This is a genomic window from Alcanivorax sp. HI0007, from assembly GCF_001635525.1.
Classification (GTDB): Bacteria; Pseudomonadota; Gammaproteobacteria; order Pseudomonadales; family Alcanivoracaceae; genus Alcanivorax.
The window spans coordinates 40,686-58,763 of record NZ_LWEJ01000097.1 but is presented as its reverse complement, the minus strand read 5'-3'; the positions used below and the strand labels follow the sequence as shown (position 1 = coordinate 58,763).

General features: G+C 59.6%; 17 protein-coding genes. 8 read left to right on the top strand and 9 right to left on the bottom strand.

From position 1 onward, the window contains the following. Positions 1-47 precede the first annotated feature (47 nt). Positions 48-2,090, bottom strand: a complete 2,043-nt coding sequence (locus tag A3714_RS06105; protein ID WP_063508009.1) for an LTA synthase family protein — start codon at positions 2,088-2,090, stop codon at positions 48-50. Positions 2,091-2,297: 207 nt separating this feature from the next. On the opposite strand from A3714_RS06105, the gene A3714_RS06100 reads away from it, so the two are divergent. Both A3714_RS06100 and A3714_RS06095 read left to right on the top strand, forming a co-directional pair. Further along, positions 2,298-3,083, top strand: coding sequence for a thioesterase family protein (locus A3714_RS06100; RefSeq protein ID WP_063508008.1), 786 nt, complete (start codon positions 2,298-2,300; stop codon positions 3,081-3,083). Beyond that, positions 3,080-3,721, top strand: coding sequence for a 1-acyl-sn-glycerol-3-phosphate acyltransferase (locus tag A3714_RS06095; RefSeq protein ID WP_063508007.1), 642 nt, complete (start codon positions 3,080-3,082; stop codon positions 3,719-3,721). The genes A3714_RS06100 and A3714_RS06095 overlap by 4 nt, the downstream gene beginning before the upstream one ends. Here A3714_RS06095 and A3714_RS06090 read toward each other — a convergent pair. Further along, positions 3,712-4,938 (bottom strand): GAF domain-containing protein, encoded by a 1,227-nt coding sequence (locus A3714_RS06090; RefSeq protein ID WP_063508006.1) that lies wholly within the window; start codon positions 4,936-4,938, stop codon positions 3,712-3,714. The two genes, A3714_RS06095 and A3714_RS06090, sit on opposite strands and share 10 nt — an antisense overlap. Before the next feature lie 247 nt (positions 4,939-5,185). Between A3714_RS06090 and A3714_RS06085 the strand changes: the two genes are divergently transcribed. Then, positions 5,186-5,452: an acyl-CoA-binding protein gene (locus A3714_RS06085; RefSeq protein ID WP_062817734.1), complete on the top strand. Its 267-nt coding sequence runs from the start codon at positions 5,186-5,188 to the stop codon at positions 5,450-5,452. Between the two features lie 4 nt (positions 5,453-5,456). Here the strand turns inward: A3714_RS06085 and A3714_RS06080 are convergent, their stop codons facing one another. From A3714_RS06080 to A3714_RS06070, 3 genes are all read right to left on the bottom strand, one after another. Further along, positions 5,457-6,620, bottom strand: a complete 1,164-nt coding sequence (locus A3714_RS06080; protein WP_197463375.1) for an OmpH family outer membrane protein — start codon at positions 6,618-6,620, stop codon at positions 5,457-5,459. Between the two features lie 235 nt (positions 6,621-6,855). Continuing rightward, positions 6,856-7,482: a hypothetical protein gene (locus tag A3714_RS06075; protein ID WP_063508004.1), complete on the bottom strand. Its 627-nt coding sequence runs from the start codon at positions 7,480-7,482 to the stop codon at positions 6,856-6,858. 33 nt (positions 7,483-7,515) lie between these two features. Beyond that, the gene (locus tag A3714_RS06070; protein ID WP_063508003.1) at positions 7,516-8,475 is read right to left on the bottom strand and encodes a DMT family transporter; all 960 of its coding nucleotides are present in this window, start codon (positions 8,473-8,475) and stop codon (positions 7,516-7,518) included. A gap of 276 nt (positions 8,476-8,751) precedes the next feature. Between A3714_RS06070 and A3714_RS06065 the strand changes: the two genes are divergently transcribed. Both A3714_RS06065 and A3714_RS06060 read left to right on the top strand, forming a co-directional pair. Then, on the top strand, positions 8,752-9,504 hold the full coding sequence (locus A3714_RS06065; RefSeq protein WP_063508002.1) for a zinc-dependent peptidase: 753 nt from the start codon (positions 8,752-8,754) through the stop codon (positions 9,502-9,504). After that, a complete protein-coding gene (locus A3714_RS06060) occupies positions 9,501-9,809 on the top strand; it encodes an antibiotic biosynthesis monooxygenase (protein WP_062817739.1) in 309 nt (102 codons plus the stop codon). The genes A3714_RS06065 and A3714_RS06060 overlap by 4 nt, the downstream gene beginning before the upstream one ends. Before the next feature lie 280 nt (positions 9,810-10,089). Here A3714_RS06060 and minE read toward each other — a convergent pair whose 3' ends face one another. The 4 genes from minE to A3714_RS06040 form a co-directional block, all read right to left on the bottom strand. Continuing rightward, positions 10,090-10,356 (bottom strand): cell division topological specificity factor MinE, encoded by a 267-nt coding sequence (minE, locus tag A3714_RS06055; protein WP_062817740.1) that lies wholly within the window; start codon positions 10,354-10,356, stop codon positions 10,090-10,092. 3 nt (positions 10,357-10,359) lie between these two features. Beyond that, a complete protein-coding gene (gene minD, locus A3714_RS06050) occupies positions 10,360-11,175 on the bottom strand; it encodes a septum site-determining protein MinD (protein ID WP_062817741.1) in 816 nt (271 codons plus the stop codon). 41 nt (positions 11,176-11,216) lie between these two features. Then, positions 11,217-11,942 carry a septum site-determining protein MinC gene (gene minC, locus A3714_RS06045; RefSeq protein ID WP_062817742.1) on the bottom strand — a complete coding sequence of 242 codons (726 nt, stop codon included), beginning with the start codon at positions 11,940-11,942 and terminating at the stop codon, positions 11,217-11,219. Positions 11,943-12,474: 532 nt separating this feature from the next. Then, positions 12,475-14,931 carry an acyl-CoA dehydrogenase gene (locus A3714_RS06040; protein WP_197463374.1) on the bottom strand — a complete coding sequence of 819 codons (2,457 nt, stop codon included), beginning with the start codon at positions 14,929-14,931 and terminating at the stop codon, positions 12,475-12,477. 219 nt (positions 14,932-15,150) lie between these two features. On the opposite strand from A3714_RS06040, the gene A3714_RS06035 reads away from it, so the two are divergent. The 3 genes from A3714_RS06035 to A3714_RS06025 all read left to right on the top strand — a co-directional run bounded on the left by A3714_RS06035 (position 15,151) and on the right by A3714_RS06025 (position 18,009). After that, positions 15,151-16,020, top strand: a complete 870-nt coding sequence (locus tag A3714_RS06035; protein WP_063508001.1) for a tetratricopeptide repeat protein — start codon at positions 15,151-15,153, stop codon at positions 16,018-16,020. Between the two features lie 353 nt (positions 16,021-16,373). Then, complete coding sequence (locus tag A3714_RS06030; RefSeq protein WP_063508012.1) at positions 16,374-16,712, top strand: P-II family nitrogen regulator; 339 nt, start codon at positions 16,374-16,376, stop codon at positions 16,710-16,712. Between the two features lie 10 nt (positions 16,713-16,722). Continuing rightward, entirely contained in the window at positions 16,723-18,009 is a 1,287-nt protein-coding gene (locus A3714_RS06025) for an ammonium transporter (RefSeq protein ID WP_063508000.1), read from the top strand. The last annotated feature ends 69 nt before the right edge of the window (positions 18,010-18,078 follow it).

Sequence of the window (18,078 nt, the reverse complement as noted above, 5' to 3'; positions counted from 1 at the left end):
GATAAAAAAGGGCGTGCCAGGCACGCCCTTTTCTTTTCTGCGGTGTCTTATTCCTTGTTATCCACGTTATCGTAGAACAGATATCGTGCTGTTTCGTATTGACCCCGTGCCAGCTTGAACAGCCGCTCGTAGACCTCCGGGTGCGCTGCGGCCACATCCTGTTTCGGGGTGTCGCTATGCAGGTCATGCAAACTGGCATTGCTGCCATCCGCATTCATTTGCAACAGGAAATCTTTGGTCACCATGCCATAGATAGGGCTGGGGCCTTCCTGCAGCACCACAAAATTGGCGCGTTCCCCTTCCGGGGCGGGCATCTGGAAATCCCGTCCCAGCGTGGTATTGCGGTAGGGGAATCCGAGCATGCCGGCCATGGTGGGTAGCACATCCACAAGGCCCACTGAGTCCTCGATCACCCTGGGCTTCAGGTAGCGAGGGGCATAGATGATGTGCGGGACATGGTTACTTTCCAGCCCCAGCTGATCCATGGCCGGCATATGGGGCAGGGTGGTAATGCGGTTACTGTGATCACCAAAGAACACGAAGATGGTGTTATCAAAGTAATCGCTTTCCCGGGCCCATTTCATGTACTCGCCCACGTTGTAATCCAGCAGCCGTACGGCATTGAACTGGGCGGCACTGCGAAACCCGAACTTGGCCAGCTCCTCATCGGACAGGTCCGTGCGCGGCTGGAAGTCGCCATTATTCTCCGGGATGGTGAAGGGGCGGTGGTTACCGGCGGTCTGGATGAAGGCAAAGAAGGGTTGGTCATCCGGCAGGTCGGCGAGAATCCGGTTGGATTCGCGGAACAGATTCAGATCGGAAATCCCCCAGACATCCACGTCCGGAGATTGCCAGTCGCCTTCCTCATGTAGCTCGAGGTCATCAATGGTCTGTTGCACCAGCCCGTCCAGGTTGGCCCAGCCGGCGTTACCGCCGATGAAATAGAAATTCCGGTAGTCCGGAAATTCATTCAGCACGGTACGCTGATGGCTGGTCAGGGGGTTGCGACTGGCGCTTTCAGTGGGAGCCACGTCGGGGATGCCGGTAAAGGTGGCCCAGATGGTTTTGGCGGTGCCGGTGACAGGCACGTAGAAGTTTTCGAACCGCCAGCCATCGCGGCTTAGTTGGTCCAGGTTGGGGGTGCTCTCGATGGGCAATCCGTAGCTGCTCACCCGGCTCGCCCCGAGGGATTCCAGCATGATGAAGACCACATTGGGCGGACGCTCATAGTCGATCTTGTGGCTTTGCACCTCCACCATGCGCTCGAAATTCAGGTCCTTGCGCTGATCTTCGGGGATGCCGAGGTGCTCCGCCATGAGGGGGTAATACTCGGCGACCTTTTCCTTGTCGAACGGGGAAACCGGAATCAGCAGGGTATCGCGAAAATAGAGGACCGGATTCAGGCCCAGGGCGCCAATGGCACGGTCACCGGAGACAAAGGCTTCGCTCCAGCGCAATGGAATCGGGTTAAGAATATTGATATTGCTGACCCGGCCAAGAATGGCAAAGAAGAACAGGGCAAAGCAGATCAGAAAACCGGCTGTGGCCTGGAGCCCGGAGATACCGGCGGCTGACCGCTGCAGCAATTTGCGCTCGGCAATCCGGGCCAGCCAGTAACTGCCTGCCACGCCGCCAATCAGGCCCAGGGTAATCCAGATTACCGGATAGCTTTCCCAGACCATCAGGGTGGAATCCCGGGTGTCCTGGAGGAAGCGCAGGGCGGTAACGTTCAGGCGTTCACCCAGATAGGCATAATGCCCAAAGTCGAGAATATAGGTGAGGCCGAGCAGGGTCAGTGCAACGATCAGGTAGGCATGCGCAAGGACCCGCATCACTGCGCTGGTGAGCAGGTTGAAGCGGGGCAGATAGGCCAGCGCGGCAAGCGGCAACATCATCAACAGGGCCAGACGCAGGTCGAAGCGCAACCCGATCCCCAGGGCGCTGAGCACGGCGCCTGAATCCGCATCCGGGGTGGAGGGAATTTCTGAAAAGCCGAAATAGAAAACCGCCCGCAGAATGACCATCAGGCTGAAAAACAATGCCGTCATGGCCAGCAGGTAGTGCAGGCGTCGTGATTTCAACCAGGTCATGCTGATGTCTCCGTACCGGGGAAACTGAAAAATTGGCGCCTATGCTACCGGGAAGGGGCCAGTGACGCATGGTCAAATCGCCGCTTTTGGCGGTTATTTGAACAAATTTCAGCGGGATGTCGCGGCTGGCTTGGGCGATGACGGGATAATGCCTTTAACCGGCCGGGACGCAATGGTATTAAAGGCATTCGCTGACGGGAGACGGACATGAATTTTGACGAGATCCTGGCCACGGTGGACGGCCAGGGCAACGGCATGATGCCAGAAGGGTGGGGGCAGGGGCGTGCCCTGTTCGGCGGTCTGGTGGGAGCTGTGTTGTTTGATCATCTGGAAAAAACCGTGGCCGGGAGCAGAACCTTGCGCAGTTTTTCCCTGTCCTTTGTTGCCCCGATGGCGCCGGGCCCGATCAGCCTGCACAGCCAGGTGTTCCGGGAAGGAAAATCCGTGATGCAGGCCATGGTGTCGGCGCGCCAGGAGGGTGAGGTCGTGGCCGCCATGCTGGTCAGCCTGGGGGCTGCCAGGGAATCCGGGGTGATTGTGCCCCCGGCCGCCGCGCCGGCCATGCCGCCACCGGAACGCTGTATAGAGCTCCCTTTCATGCCGGGTCTGACACCGGATTTTCTGCAGCACTTCCAGATGCGCTATGCGGACGGCATGCCTCCCTTCAGCGGCAGTGCGGTGCCGGATTTCAGTGGTTACATGGGCTTTCGAACGCCGCCGCAGGCCATGAGCACGGCGGCCCTGATCGCGCTGGTTGATACCTGGCCGCCCTCGGTATTGCCCATGTTGAAGAAACCGGCGCCGGCCAGTTCTCTGACCTGGACCATGGAGTTGCTGGATGATCCCGGGTCGCGCCCCGCGGATACCCTGTGGCAGTATCGGGTTAAGACGGATCAGAGCAGCGATGGCTACGGCCAGAGCCAGGCAACGATCTGGGACGGGGAAGGCAAGGCGGTGGCATTGAGCCGTCAGACATTTACGGTATTCGCATGAAAAAAGAACTGCCGCCGATCAAGGCGAAAACCCTGGGAGATAAGGTGCCACGCCGTGGGCATTGGCTGTTGGCCGGTCTGGGCCGGGTGATCCTTGCTGCCATGGGATGGCGGGTCGTCGGCACGCTGCCTAATGTGGAGCGCGCGGTCCTGGCGGTGGCGCCGCATACCTCCAACATGGATGGCGTGATCGGTATCAGTGCGATACAGAGCCTGCGTGTCCATGTGAAGTTCATGGCCAAACACACCCTTTTCGAGGGGCGGCTGGGCCGCTTGATGGTTTGGCTGGGTGGCATACCGGTGAATCGTGACAGTGCGGACGATGTGGTGGACCAAACGACGGCCGTGATGCGCGAGAAACCTTTCTGGCTGGGTCTTGCGCCAGAGGGAACGCGGGAGGGCGCCGAGCGCTGGAAAACCGGGTTTTACCGGATTGCCGAGCAGATGCAGATCCCCATCGTCGTGATTGGTTTCTGTTATCAGCGGCGTCAGGTCCGTATTGTCGGCAGCTTTATGCCCACCGGTGACCTGGAGCAAGATATGGCCCGGATTTTTCAGGCGTTGGCCGATATCGTGCCGCGTCGCCCGGATCGGCTTTCCGGGCCGTTACGCAACCATGGGCAGGGCCCTCAAGCCTGAGCAGTGCGGTCCCGCTCCCCCATGCGGTCGAGAAAATGCTGGCGGCGTTGGGCGGATTGCAGTGCAAAGGCCAGAGGCCGGTGTAGCTCGTTGAGCAGCGCTTCCTCGGGGGCAGAGAAGGGCCGGGCCCCGGCTACCTCTACAATACCCAGAGCGACGTCGCCCTGGTGAATCGGCCACATCAGCAGAGTGGCAGGTTGACGCTTGCCTTCTCCCACTTCCAGATCCAGATATCCTTCCGGCACGCTGTGTTGCTGTATCAGCAGCTTCTGATTGAGGGCCGCCCCCAGCAGTGTTTCATCCCGGGGAAGTCGGCGGCGCGCTTCTGCATCGGCATTAAGGCCCCAGGCCGCCAGGCGAACCAGCTCCTGATTTTCCAGCGTGTACGCGGCGCCGGCTTTTGCGTCGATTTGTTCAATGAGGTAGCTGAGCACCCGTTCCAGCAGTTGCGCGGGGGTCAGGTTGCCGGCGATACGTTCGAGAAAGAGGTTGAGCTGCTGTTGGCGCAAGGTGTCCCTTTCGGCCTGTTCGCGCCAGCGGGCCAGCTGGGCGGACTCACTTTCCAGTAGCAGGTTGTTGGCGAAATTGCGGCGGGCACTGATATCCAGAATGTAGCCATTGAGCGTGCAGATCAGCAACGGAATGGCGAAATAAAGCAGCATGGAAAGAAGCGGCAGGGGCAGTTGTCGTAACAGGGCGACAAGTAGCGCCGCGGCGAGTGCGCACAGGCAACTGGTCAGCGTCTGTCTTGGCGGCAGGCGCAGGATGGAGAAACCGATAATCAGGATATAGATGGTCTCAAAGGCGGAAATCTGTCCCGGGAAGAGTCCGTCGAAACGGATGGCGCCCAGCAGGGTGCCGGTGAGGGCAAGGCCGAGTGCCAGATAAAGGACTAGGACGGTATGCGGCTTGAGCCAGGACAGGCGGGTGCTGCACCACAGAGCCACCAGCGCCACTGCAATGGGGTATACGCCGTAATTGCGCCAGGCGACCATCTCGGCCGTATCCACCAGCAGCATCACGGGCACGACCACCACCAGATACAATAAACCCAGCAGATAGACGGAATGGCTGATCAGATCCCTGGCGCGGCTGTGAGCATGTTGCCGATACCGGGCTTCCAGATCCCCATCGAATGTCACCAGGAGGCTGTCCAGCGCGTTGCGCAGAACGGCCTCCTGACTTTTGCTGATCGCTGCTTCCGATGCTGCGGGCATGGCGTTACCTGATTATTATTCCGTTACGGTGTCTCTGAATAATGCCTTGCATATCCCGTGTGGCCTGAAGGGAGTGGTTGTTGTGCTTTGTCGCCACGCGCAGCATGGCGCTTCTTCCCTAAAGACTGCGGTGGTATCCAGAGTCTCCTTGATTCGCGAGCTGTGACAGCGCAGTATTTTGTCAGCCTGATCGCGAACAAATGGCGCTCGCGATATTCAATAATGATCACAATCAACAGGAAGCATCATGACCGATACCGCACGTTTTGAACAAGCCCAAAAAGATGTGAAAACCCTGGACCGCAAACCCGGCAATGATGATCTGCTGTTCCTCTATGCCCACTTCAAACAGGGCAGTGCCGGTGATGTCAGTGGCAAGCGCCCGGGGATGATGGACATGGTGGGCCGTGCCAAGTACGACGCCTGGGCCAAGCTCAAGGGCATGTCCGCGGATGACGCCAAGCAAAAGTACATTGATAAGGTCGACAGCCTGTTGAAAAGCCACAAAAGCTAATCGATCAACCTCTGGCTTGCAGCAGTTGGGCCTTGCCCAGCTGCGCTTCCCCGGCCAGGTTACGGTAAAACCGTTGTAGTTCGGGGAGCTGAGCCTGCAGGGCCTGGCGAACCTGTCGCCGGGCCGCCTCCATCTCTTGTTCAACGCGCTGCTGGTTTTCCTGCATCTCCCGCTTTCGTTTTTCCAGTTCCGCAGGCAGGGCGGTGCTTCCCAGTTTGTCCAATCGTGCATTGATACGCTGCAGACGATCGCGGGCATCGTTCAAACGGGCCTGGAGATCCTGCGCATCCGGGGCGTTGTGCAGAACCCGTTCCAGGTCGGCAATTTCCTGGCGGGTGGCGCGCTTTTCCATCTTGGCTGAGGTGCGAAAGGCGCTGTTGGAAAGGTCCCGGGCGGTGGCATGGTGAATGGCGTTATGCAGGGATTTCTCCTGTTGCCGAAGACACTTGCGCACGTTGTTGGCGTTGATCAATTTACGGGTGGCATCCAGTACCCCGCTGTCATGGTCGCGGACCATGGCCAGTACCAGCTGGTCCATGACCGTGGTGCTGTTACCGGCAACACTGTTGGTGAGCGACCGATAGAGACGGTCCGGGTCATCGGCCAGGGTTTGCAGGGCTTTCATGTTTTCCGCCACCTTGTTCAGAGCCAGGTTGTAGACCGGCAGGGCCTGCTCCATGGCCCCCTGATTGCGCCAATCATCGCCGGCCAGAACCAGACCGGAAATTGCCCGTGGATTGCCCGGAAAGCGCGCGGCAATCCGCACAAACCAGTCCCTGGCCCGTTGCCGGTCCCCGTCCAGTCGATAGCTCTCGGCCAGTAGCAGGGCGGCATCCACCGCTGCCGGACTGCGCTGTTCTACCTGACTGAGTTGTTGACGGGCAAACTCGGTATCGCCATCGCGCAGGGCCATGGCTGCCAGGCGCAGACGGGCGTAGTTGCCAAGAATGGGTTTGTTGATACTGTCGGTCCGCTCGTTATAGCGGATCAGCTCGGGGGTGTCCCCGTTGTTGGCGCCTGCGCCCAGTATGGTCAGCAATTGCTGGTCCAGGGAGGAAAGATGCACAGTGAACGACCCTTCTGCCTGGCAGTCCGCGGGGGCTGCCTGCAGGGCAGGGGTCAGCAATGCGCCTAGAAGGCAGCAAATGGCCAGGGTGATTGCTCTCATTGTCCCATCGTTTTGTTATTGGTTATGCGGGCTTCAGGCAATGCCGCTGGGGCGTATTGCACTGGCAGGAGCTCAGCGAGAACCTGCCTGGCAAATGGTGCGCCAACTGTGGGCGGAGAGAAGGAACTGGGTCACAGGGCGGTACACAAATTTATGCATTCCGGTGTGGCATTCCCCACGGGGACCCTGTTGCCGTAGCGGCGGGGCAGGAAGGGCAAAGCCCCGCCTGTGGCACTCAGAAAGCCCTGATATTGGCGATAACAAGGCCGATTACCACGGTGGCTACCAGCAAGCCCACGCCCATAAGAACGGTGGCAATGATGCCCAGCACCTTGCCGGCGCGAGTCATGCCTTCCCCGGCCGGATCCATGTCACCTCTGGCCATGATGTTCAGGTCCTTGCTGCCCAGTATCCAGGCGACGATCCCCAGCGGCGCGAACAACAGGATACCCAGCAGACCGAAGGTCAGTACCAGCCCGCCTCGATGGGCTGGAAAATACCCTTCGGGACGAAATTCGACCTGAGGGGGCGCGGAGGCGGGAGCCTTGGGTGACTGGCGACCCGCAAAGGCCGCAAACAGCAGCAGGGCGCTGATGGCCAGATAGAACAGGTTGTAGGCGGCGGTAGCGATGATGGAGTAGGTGTCCGCACTGATCACGTCATCAAACATCCACTCCATCAAGACGATCTGGTTGAAGATGATCCAGCCGTTCTGCAGCAATGTGAGGAGACCGGCGATCAGGACCAGTATGGCGGCCGTGCGGGCACGCTCCATGAATATGCCGGCGAGCACAAAGGCAGTGATTGCTACCAGGGTGCCGGGAGCAAGGGCGGGAATCAGGGTGAGAAGATCCGGTCCCATAAGACATCCTTTTCGTTGGGGGTGAGGAAAGTATCAATCCTGTGTGGAAACACGTGACAGAACCTGTTTCAACAGGCTTCTTACCGCTCGCCAGCGATTGACCAGCAGTGACAGGAAAATCAGCGCGCAGCCAGCCACCTGCCACAATGTCATCTGCTCGGTAAACCAGGCGGCAGCCATAAGGGCCGTCCACATGGGTTCGAGTACCATGATCACAACGCCGTGGCTTTGCAGTGACAGGCTCTGTGCATAGGTTTGAACGAGAAAGCGCAGGGCGGTGCCGACGGTGGCGCTGAGGATGACCCAGATCGCCAGTTCGAGGGTGGCGTCCGCCGCAGCCTCGCCCCAGGGCTCGAAAATGGCGGACAGCATACCCGTCAGCACACCGACCACCGCCAGTACCACCGTGGTCAGCGCCAGGGCGGGAATGCGAGGATGTTCGATGGGGTTGCCACTCCGGTCAAGGGTGGAAATGGTGTTGGCGGCCCGGGTGTTGAGGTTGAAATAGAGGGCGAAAATGGTCGCCGCCGCCACAAAGAATAACTGCCCGGCTTCAAGATGAAGGCCCTGTTCCAGTGACAACAGGGCCAGTCCGGCGGCGGCTACCGGCAGCGCCAGCCAGGTGCTGCCTGGCACCGGCTCGGCAAACACCAGCCGCGCGATCACCGGTACCAGCACCACACCAAGACTGGTTAGAAAGGCCCCTTCGCCCACATGTTCGGCCATGGCCAGCCCCATGACCCAGCAGCTCATGGCAACGCCAAAAACCACACCTACCCGGGCACAGCGAAACAATTGCCGCCCGTTGAGACGGCGCAATTGCGGATAGGCGATCATGGCCAGCAGACTTGCCGCCAGCAGGAAACGCAGCGACATGAACAGCAGTGGCGGCATGGCCAGTACCGCTTCTCGCGAGAACATCCAGCTGATGGCGGCGAGCAGGGTGACCAGCAGCAGTAGCAGATCGGCTTTGTGGGCTTGGCTAACAGGCACTGAACAGGATTCGCATGGAAAAAGAGCTGGCGATGGTAGCACAGGCCCGGACTCCGGTAACGACTGTTCAGGCGACATGGATCAGGTCAAAGTGGACACGGATTAGCGAGTTACGAGTCAGGGGTTGAAAGGAGCGAAAGGCATATAACAATGCGGGCTCTGATCTTTTCGCTCCTTTCGACTCGTGACTTGCGACTTGAAGATTGCCAAGTCCGGGAACGGTGGTGATATATCGTAGCACCCGGACAGGGTGTGGCTTTATGGGTTGAGGTAACAATGTTTGCAGCCTGGCGAAACTGGCGCGACAAGCGCCGGGTCAAGAAGATGGGATACACCGAGGCGGAATGGGAAGCGGCGGTGGCCGACTGGCCGGTGTTGCAGCGCTACCAGGGAGAGGTGCGGGCCCGGCTGCGGGATCTGAGCTTTCGCTTTCTGGTGCGCAAGAGTATCGCTCCAGGTTCCGGTTTCGTGATTACCGACGCCATGTGTCTGCGCATTGCTACCATGGCTTGCGTACCGATTCTGGAATTGGGCCTGGACTGGTACGACGGCTGGTACACGGTCATTCTTTATGAAGGGGACTTTATCCCCAACCGGCCCTGGCAGAGTGAGGACGGTGTGGTGCACGCCAGTGGCCCGGTGCTGGCTGGTGAGGCCTGGCACCAGGGCCCGGTGATCCTGTCCTGGCAATCGGTGCTGGAAGCCGGGCAGGGCAGTAATGTGGTGATTCACGAGATGAGTCACAAACTGGATATGCGTCGCAACGGGGCCAATGGTGCACCGCCGCTGCATCCGGGGATGAATCCGCGGCAGTGGCACGAGACCTTCACGGCAGCCTGGGATCGCCTGTTTGATGATTATGAGCAGCACCGGCCCCTGTCCATCGATCCCTATGCATTGACCGGGCCGGGGGAGTTTTTTGCCGTTTGCAGCGAAGCCTTTTTCGAGTCACCGGCGTCGTTGCTTCGGGACTGGCCGGATCTCTACCGGCTGTTGGCGCAGTTTTACCGACAGGGAGAACAGCCATGAAATTTGTTTTCGAAGTGCGCGTGAAACCGGGCTTTACCGTGGAGGAATATGCCCAGGGTTGGGTGGAAGCCAGTGAAATCATTCAGCAAACCCCCGGGGCCCGTGGTACCTACCTGCATCGCAAGATCGGTCACCCCGATACGGTACTGGCCATCGCCCATTGGGACAGCAAGGCCCATCGGGATGCCAAGGACGACAGCCGCAGTGAAAAGGTGAAAGCGATCCTGGCGAAGCACGCCAAGGTCTGTGAGGTCACGGTAATCGGGGAATTCGACGAACCGGAATGGCAGGTGCTGCCGGAATAGGCGGCCTGCCGTAGCTCGTGGCCGCACCTTTATCACGAAGCCGCTGTAGGAGTTCCGCTTGGGGGACGAACCACGCGTCAGCGTGGAAATCAGGCGCAGAGTCTACCCGGGCTTCGCTCCGCAGCAGCAGAGCAGCCGGCTCTCTAGAGTGATCAGGTGACGCCCGCATCGCATGTTTCTTCGCCAAGGCGCGGATTCGTCCCTCAAGAGGAACTCCTACAACGGGGCGTTCGGAGATTTGAAAGAAAAGAGCCGCCTTGCGGCGGCTCCTGAAGCCGACTCAGGATTGCTGGGCGGCTTCTTCAGGCAGGGTGATGTTCAACTCGAGAATTTCGCAGCCGGACTCCCGGTCGAGCTGAATATTGACCGCATCCTGATCCACAGGAACATACTTGCGAACCACCTGCAGCAATTCTTCCTGCAGTTGCGGCAAGTAATCCGGTCCACCGCGGGTGGAACGTTCCCGGGCCACAATAATCTGCAGGCGTTCCTTGGCCACCGATGCGGAGCTCTGCTTCTTGGGAAGCAGGTAACTGAAGATACTCATCCCTTAGCCTCCAAACAGACGGCCGAACAGACCTTTCTTGTTCACATTGACGAACCGATGGGGCAGTTGGTCGCCGAGGAAGCGGGCAACCGCATCGCTGTAAGCCTGGCCGGCATCGGAATCGATATCCAGAATCACCGGGCTACCGGCGTTACTGGCGTTCAGCACCGCCTGGGATTCAGGAATCACGCCGAGCAGTTCAATGGCGAGAATTTCCTGCACATCCTCCACGGACAGCATCTGGCCGTTCTCCACCCGTTCCGGTGAGTAGCGGGTCAGCAGCAGGCGAGCCGGGATATCCCCTTCACCCTGTTCGGCACGGCGCGTCTTGCTGGCCAGAATACCGATGATGCGATCGGAGTCCCGCACACTGGAGACTTCCGGGTTGGTCACGACGACCGCCTCGTCCGCGAAATACGCGGCCATCAGGGCACCTTTCTCGATACCGGCCGGGCTGTCGCAGATGATGTAGTCCATCTTCATGTCATCGCGCAGGGCGTTGAGTACGCCTTCCACACCTTCGGTGGTCAGGGCGTCCTTGTCGCGGGTCTGGGATGCGGGAAGGATGAACAGATTGTCCACCTTCTTGTCCTTGATCAGCGCTTGCTTGATGTTGGCATCGCCACTGATCACATTGACCAGGTCATAGACCACTCGGCGCTCACAGCCCATGATCAGGTCCAGATTGCGCAGGCCCACATCAAAATCAATCACGGTGGTTTTGAAACCGCGCAGGGCAAGGCCTGTGGCCAGCGCTGCACTGGTGGTGGTTTTGCCGACGCCACCCTTGCCGGATGTCACGACCACAATCTTCGTCACGCTCTTCTCCTTACCTTCGTCTTTCCGTGGCGCCAGCTACTTTAGCTCAGCGCGGTAAATTGCATGGCGTCACCGTCCAGGGACAGATACACCGCCCGGTTGCGGTGCGCCTCGGGCAGATCTTCGGCTACCCGGTAATGGCCGGCAATGGACACCAGCTCGGCATTCAGTTGCTGGCAGAAAATACGGGCACTGCCGTCGCCGCGGACGCCCGCCAGGGCGCGGCCACGCAGTTTGCTGTAGACATGGATATTGCCTTCCGCCATCAACTCGGCACCGGTACTCACGGGCGCCAGCACGATCAGATCGCCACGGCTGTAGACCTGCTGACCGGAACGGACCGGCTGATCCACCACCAGTGTCTCGATGCGCTGGGTGGCGGTGGGGACTTTCTCTTCTTCCACCTGCGGGGCTGGCTCACTGCGGCGCGGCACATCACGGCCGCCAGACAGGCTCAGGGTACCCAGGCCCAACATGGCGGCGGTATCGCTATCGATGCCGGTGGTGCGGGCCAGGGCCACCAGATTCACGCCCAGGCTGCGCAGGGTGTCCACTGCGGCCATCAGGGCCACCGGCTCCACCTCCAGGTCCTTGCTGACGTCAATGACAACCGGGGCTTCCTGCAGCCACTGGGCGGCATCTTCCAGCCGTTGGCTGACTTCCTGGTGCAACAGGTTGGCATCCAGATTTTTCAGTTGCAGGACCGTCATCATCAGCATGCGGCCCTTGAATTCGAGAACGGTATTTTCTTCGACGACTGCTGTCATTCCTGACCTGTTGTCCGAGGGGCAAAGGACGCGGGACAGTCTCCAGGCGGAGGCTCTCCGGAGCACGTCTGGCCCGGTGGGGCGTAATTTTGGCAAAGCCTAGACGAAAGCGGCGAGCCGTAAAAGCGCCAAAAGGGTGATATGAATGTTAAATCTGCGTGATATCCCGGTGACAGCGTAATAACTGGTGGAAAAAGCAGCACTTTCCCTGTCGACGTGGCCTTGTGGCTTTTTGTGAAACTGTGGACCGGTTGGCGACCTTGCCAAAAATCTCCAGTAGGAGGCTGCTGCGACGAAGCCGCTGTAGGAGCTATGCTTGCATGGCGAACCGCGCTTGCGCGGAAATCGCCCCGAGGGCGATCAGGAATCTCAGAGCTCGACAGGTGTCTCCAGAAACGATGGCGGATAAATGTTGACTCCTGCCGCCTCGCTACGCTCGGTTCGCCACGCAAGCATAGCTCCTACGGGGGGCTTCGGAGTATAGGGGAAAGGAAAAAGCGGAGGGGCCTTGCGGCCACCTCCGCCTGGTGGGTCACATCATCGGCCGCTCTGCGTGCACGTTGACGTCCTTCAGCTCCATATCGAAGGCGTCGGTGAGCAGGCAGTCGTAGCGCATGGCATCGTACTCGTTCACCGCCTCTACCTGATCGGCGTCGATGATGCCCTTGCTGGCGGCATCCTGCAGTTTCTCCAGCATGGTCTTGCCTTCCAGTTGTCCCTTGCCATCGGCTTTCAGGAACGCCAGATAGGCCGGCTCGACTTCCAGCAGTTTGTTGAAGGTTGCCTCCACGCGACCGATGGAATCCTCCGGGTCCTGGGAGATATAGGCCGGCTCCGCCAGGGCATCGCGTACCGAGCTGGGCGCCATGATCATGTCACCCAGGGTGCGGATCTGGTCGTCGCTGGGGGCCTGGGCCTTGCAGGGGCGACCGAACGGGAAGAACAACCCTTTCAGCAGGTAGCCGACACCAAAGAAGCCGAAGTTGCGGTAGAAGGCTTCCAGAGCGTCGTGGGCCTTGCTGAATGACCGGCGCAGCGCATAGCTGGCATGGGCGTCATTGGCCTCGTCCCGTGGCAGGGTAGCGTGGTACTTGAGAATGGAGCAGGCAATCAGCAGCTGGCTGTGCACATCCCCCAGTCGAGCCGAGAGCAGCTCGCGGCGCTTGAGGTCGCCACCCAGCAGGGCCAGTGCCATGTCGGCCGTGCTGGAGAGCACCGCGCTGTAGCGGTTCACCAGTCGATACCAGGGTGCGCTGAAGGCGTCCGCGTTGCCCGGCGCATCGGACAGATAGGGCCCGGCCAATGCCTGGATAATGCCGCTGCTGATATTGCCCAGGGTATGCCCGGCGTGGGAGAAGAACAGGGCATCGAAATCCTGCAGCCCCTGTTTCTTGTCTTCCGCCTGGATGGCCTGCAATTCATCGTACAGGTACGGGTGGCAGCGCATGGCGCCCTGACCAAAGATCATCAGGGAGCGGGTGAGGATGTTGGCCCCTTCCACGGTAATGGCGATCGGTGTGGACTGGTAGGGCAGGGCCAGGAAGTTACGCGGCCCCAACTGGATACCGCGACCGCCGGCGATGTCCATGCCGTGGTTGATCAGCTCACGCATCATTTCCGTGGCATGGTATTTGGCCATGGCGGTGACCACCGATGGTGCACCGTCTTCCAGCGAACGGGTGACCAGGTGGCGGTAGGCTTCCAGGGTGTAGCCGATGGCGGCCACTTCCGCGGACGCTTCCTGTACCCCTTCAAATTGCCCCACAGCGGTATTGAACTGGCGACGAATCCGGCCGAAGGCACCGGTCATCCGGTAGCCGATTTCGCCGCTGGCGGTGGCCAGGGCAGGCAGGGAGACACCGCGACCGGCGCCCAGACATTCGATCAGCATGCGCCAACCGCGGCCGGCCATCTCCGGCCCGCCAATGATCACATCCAGCGGAACGAACACGTCCTTGCCGTTAATGGGGCCGTTCATGAACGGGGAGCCCGGGTAATGGCGGCGGCCGATTTCCACTCCGGGAGTGTCGGCAGGAATCAGCGCACAGGTAATACCCAGCTCTTCCCTGTCGCCGAGCAGTTTTTCCGGGTCGTAGAGCTTGAAGGCCAGACCCACCACGGTGGCCACCGGGGCCAGAGTGATCCAGCGCTTGGCAAAATTCAGGCGCATGCCCAGCACTTCCTTGCCGTCAATCTCGCCTTTACAGATCACCCCGGTGTCCGGAATGGCGCCGGCGTCAGAGCCCGCTTCCGGACCTGTCAGGCCGAAGCAGGGGATCTCGTCACCCTTGGCCAGGCCCGGCAGCCAGCGGTCCTTCTGTTCCTGGGTGCCGTATTCGGCCAGCAATTCACCGGGTCCCAGGGAATTGGGGACCATGGCGGTGACCGCAGCGGTCAGGGAGCGGGTGGCGATCTTGCTCATGATGCGGCTTTGCGCATAGGGAGAGAACGCTTTGCCACCGTATTCCTTGGGGATGATCAGACTGAAAAAGCCTTTGTGTTTGAGGAAATCCCAGACTTCTTCGGGCAGATCCTTCAACTCGTGGAAAATTTTCCACTCATCCAGCATGTCGCACAATTCCTGGACCTCGTTGTCCAGAAACGCCTGCTCTTCGTCAGTGAGGGTAGAAAACTGGATATGGGCAAATTTTTCCCAATCCGGTCGGCCGGAAAACAGGTCGGTCTCGAACCAGGTGGTGCCCGCTTCAATGGCTTCACGCTCGGTGTCGCCAATAGCCGGCATGACTTTTCCCAGCGCGTTGTACACCGGCTTGGTGATAAATTTTTGCCGCAGATCCACATGATTGAGCAGAGCGACACCGGCCGCCAGCAGAATCAGGGAAATCGGGTGAACCAGCCAGGGGGCCAGGAAAGCGCTCAACAGCCAGACTACTACAAAGACAGTGCTGCCTATGCCGCGACTGATTCGCTGGTAGAACAGGGTCATCAGCGTGGCAATTAACACTACAATAGCCAACAGGCTAAGCATGGTGATCTCCTTTGCCGTGAACCCGGGCAAACAGGGACCCAGGTTGTTTTGAATACAATCCAGCGTACTCAAAGGTCATGTACATGGCGTGAAGCCTTACAGACCTTACTGTCTTGAGTCTAACCCGTGAAAGTGATCAGTTGCACAGGATTTAACCGGATTTAATGGCAGCCATCCCTTACAATCACGTGCAGATTCAAAGCTTTCAGGAGCAAGGCGTTGCAAGCGAACAACTACATCATTGAAGCAACTGAACAGAACATTCAGCAAATTCTTGAGCAGTCCCGGCAGGTGCCGGTGATTGTGGATTTCTGGGCCAGCTGGTGCCAACCCTGTCAGCAGATGGCGCCGATACTGGAGCGCCTTGTCAATGAGTACCAGGGCAAGGTGATCCTGGCCAAGGTCAACGCGGATGAGCAACAGATGCTGGCCAGCCAGTTCGGCGTGCGCAGTCTGCCCAGCTTGAAGCTGGTCTATCAAGGGCAATTGGTCAGTGAGCTGGATGGTGCCCAGACGGAGGGGGCGCTGCGGCAGTGGCTGGCACCGGTGGTCGATCCCGAGGCTGCTGAACAGCAGCAGGAAGAGGGCTTTATCGAGCAGATCCGCATGGCCATCGACGCCGGCCATGGTGAGCAAGCGGAAGCAGCCCTGCGACAGACCCTGCAGCAGAGCCCGGACAAGCACGCCATCCGCGCCATGCTGGTGGAATACCTGCTCGGCGAGGGGCGGCTGGACGATGCGCAGTCGGTATTGGCGGAAGTGACGGAAGATGCGGAGCCGCTTCGCCCGTTCCGGGCCCGCTTTGCGTTGCTGGAAAAGCTGGAAGGGGAGAGTGTGTCCCTGGCCGAACTGCGCCAGCGAATCAATGATCAGGCCACACCGGAGGATCTCCATGCCTTCGGCCTGCAGGCCGCCGCCGCAGGCCAGTTCCAGCCAGGGCTGGAGGCCTTGCTACAGTTGTTGCGGGATCACCGGGATTTCCGTGACGGCATTGCCCGCAGCGCGCTGCTGGAAGTGTTCGAGTGCCTGCCCAAGGGCGATCCCCTGGCCAGCGAATACCGTCGCAAGATGTTCAACTACCTTTACTGATCCTCGCTTCGCGCCCCTTTGCCGTGGCTGGCAGAGGGGCGAATCCCCTTGCCGCTTGTCTTCTTCTCTCCCATCGCGCCTTACTGGTGCGCCCTGTGGGCTTTCTCTCTCCTGAATCTCCCTTTCTGCTTCATTTCGGAATGCCGTATTGCATTAAATGGGTGCGTAACCGTGGTGCATGAGTTCTATTATGGTGCACTTTTGGGGCATTTTGCGTCCAAGTTACTGAAAATAAAACATAATAATGCTGGCCTGATTCTTGTATGCGCTATGCCGGTGCAAACTTTTCGGCACGTATTGTGTTGGTGCATTGCTGGCAGCCTGCCGGGGTGCACGAGGATCAGGAGACAATCATGAAAATGCTGACTGCGGTGATCAAGCCGTTCAAAGCGGATGAAGTCCGCGATGCACTGGCCCGGGTTGGGGTCCAGGGCATGACCATTACGGAAGTCAAAGGTTTCGGTCGCCAGAAGGGCCATACGGAGCTGTACCGGGGAGCGGAGTACGTGGTCGATTTCGTGCCCAAGGTAAAGCTGGAGCTGGCGGTCCGCGAAGAGGATGTGGACCAGGCCATTGAAGCGATCATGAAGGCAGCGGGAACCGGCAAGATCGGTGACGGCAAGATCTTCGTTTCCGACCTGGAACAGGTTATCCGCATTCGTACCGGTGAAACCGGCAACGAAGCTATTTAAGGGGGCCACGATGAAATCATTACTTGCTGTCCTGTTGATGCTGCCCTCACTGGCCCTGGCCGATGGCCTGGATACCGGTGACACCGCCTGGATTCTGACTGCCACCGCCCTGGTGCTGTTCATGACCATTCCGGGTCTGAGCCTGTTCTATGGCGGTCTGGTGCGTAGCAAAAACGTGCTGTCCGTCCTGATGCAATGTTTTGCCATTACCTGTGCGGTATCGCTGGTGTGGCTGATCTGCGGTTACTCGCTGGCGTTTTCCGATGGCGGCAGCATGAATGCCTGGATTGGCGGTCTGGACCACGCTTTCTTTGCCGGCATTGGCAAGGACACGCTGGAAGGTACGCTGCCGAAAAGCCTGCACGGCTTGTTCCAGATGACCTTCGCCATTATTACCCCGGCGTTGATTGTGGGTGCCTTTGCCGAGCGTATGCGTTTCGGCCCCATGCTGGCGTTCTCCGTACTCTGGCTGCTGGGTGTCTACGTGCCTGTCTGCCACTGGGTGTGGGGCGGCGGCTGGTTGGCTGATCTGGGCCTGTATGACTTCGCCGGCGGCACTGTGGTGCATATCACGGCCGGTGTGGCAGCCCTGGTGGCGGCGCTGGTCCTGGGGGGGCGCAAGGGCTTCCCGGGGCAGGGTATGCTGCCGCACAACATGACGATGACCGTGACCGGTGCCGGCATGCTGTGGGTAGGCTGGTTCGGCTTCAACGGTGGCTCGGCACTGGCTGCTGGCGGCGATGCGGCCATGGCCATGCTGGTGACGCATATTTCTGCGGCAGCAGGCTCGCTGGCCTGGATCACCATGGAGTGGAAGAAATTCGGCAAGCCCTCGGCGCTGGGTATTGCCACCGGTATGGTGGCTGGCCTGGGTACCATTACCCCGGCATCCGGTTTTGTCGGTCCGGCGGCGGCGCTGGTGATCGGTCTTTCCGCGGGCGTGATCTGCTTCTACGCGGTGATTTTCATCAAGCACAAGCTGAAGATCGACGACTCCCTGGATGTCTTCCCGGTGCACGGGGTGGGTGGCATTCTCGGTACCCTGTTTGCCGGTATCTTTGCCTCCACCGAGCTGGGTCTGTTCTCCGGTTACGGGTTTGCCAAGCCGGAGTTCACCATGCTGGATCAGTTCGGTGTTCAGGCACTGGGTGTGGTCGCCACGTTTGTCTACACCGCCGTGGTGACCTGGGTGTTGCTGAAGCTGGTTGGTCTGTTCGCGGAACTGCGGGTGGAAAGCGACGAAGAAACCCAGGGGCTGGATATTGCTCTTCATGAAGAGCGCGGTTACGACCTTTGATTACCGTGTTATGACCGTCATCGAAAAGCCCGGCCCAGTGCCGGGTTTTTTGTCCCGGATAGACGTGGA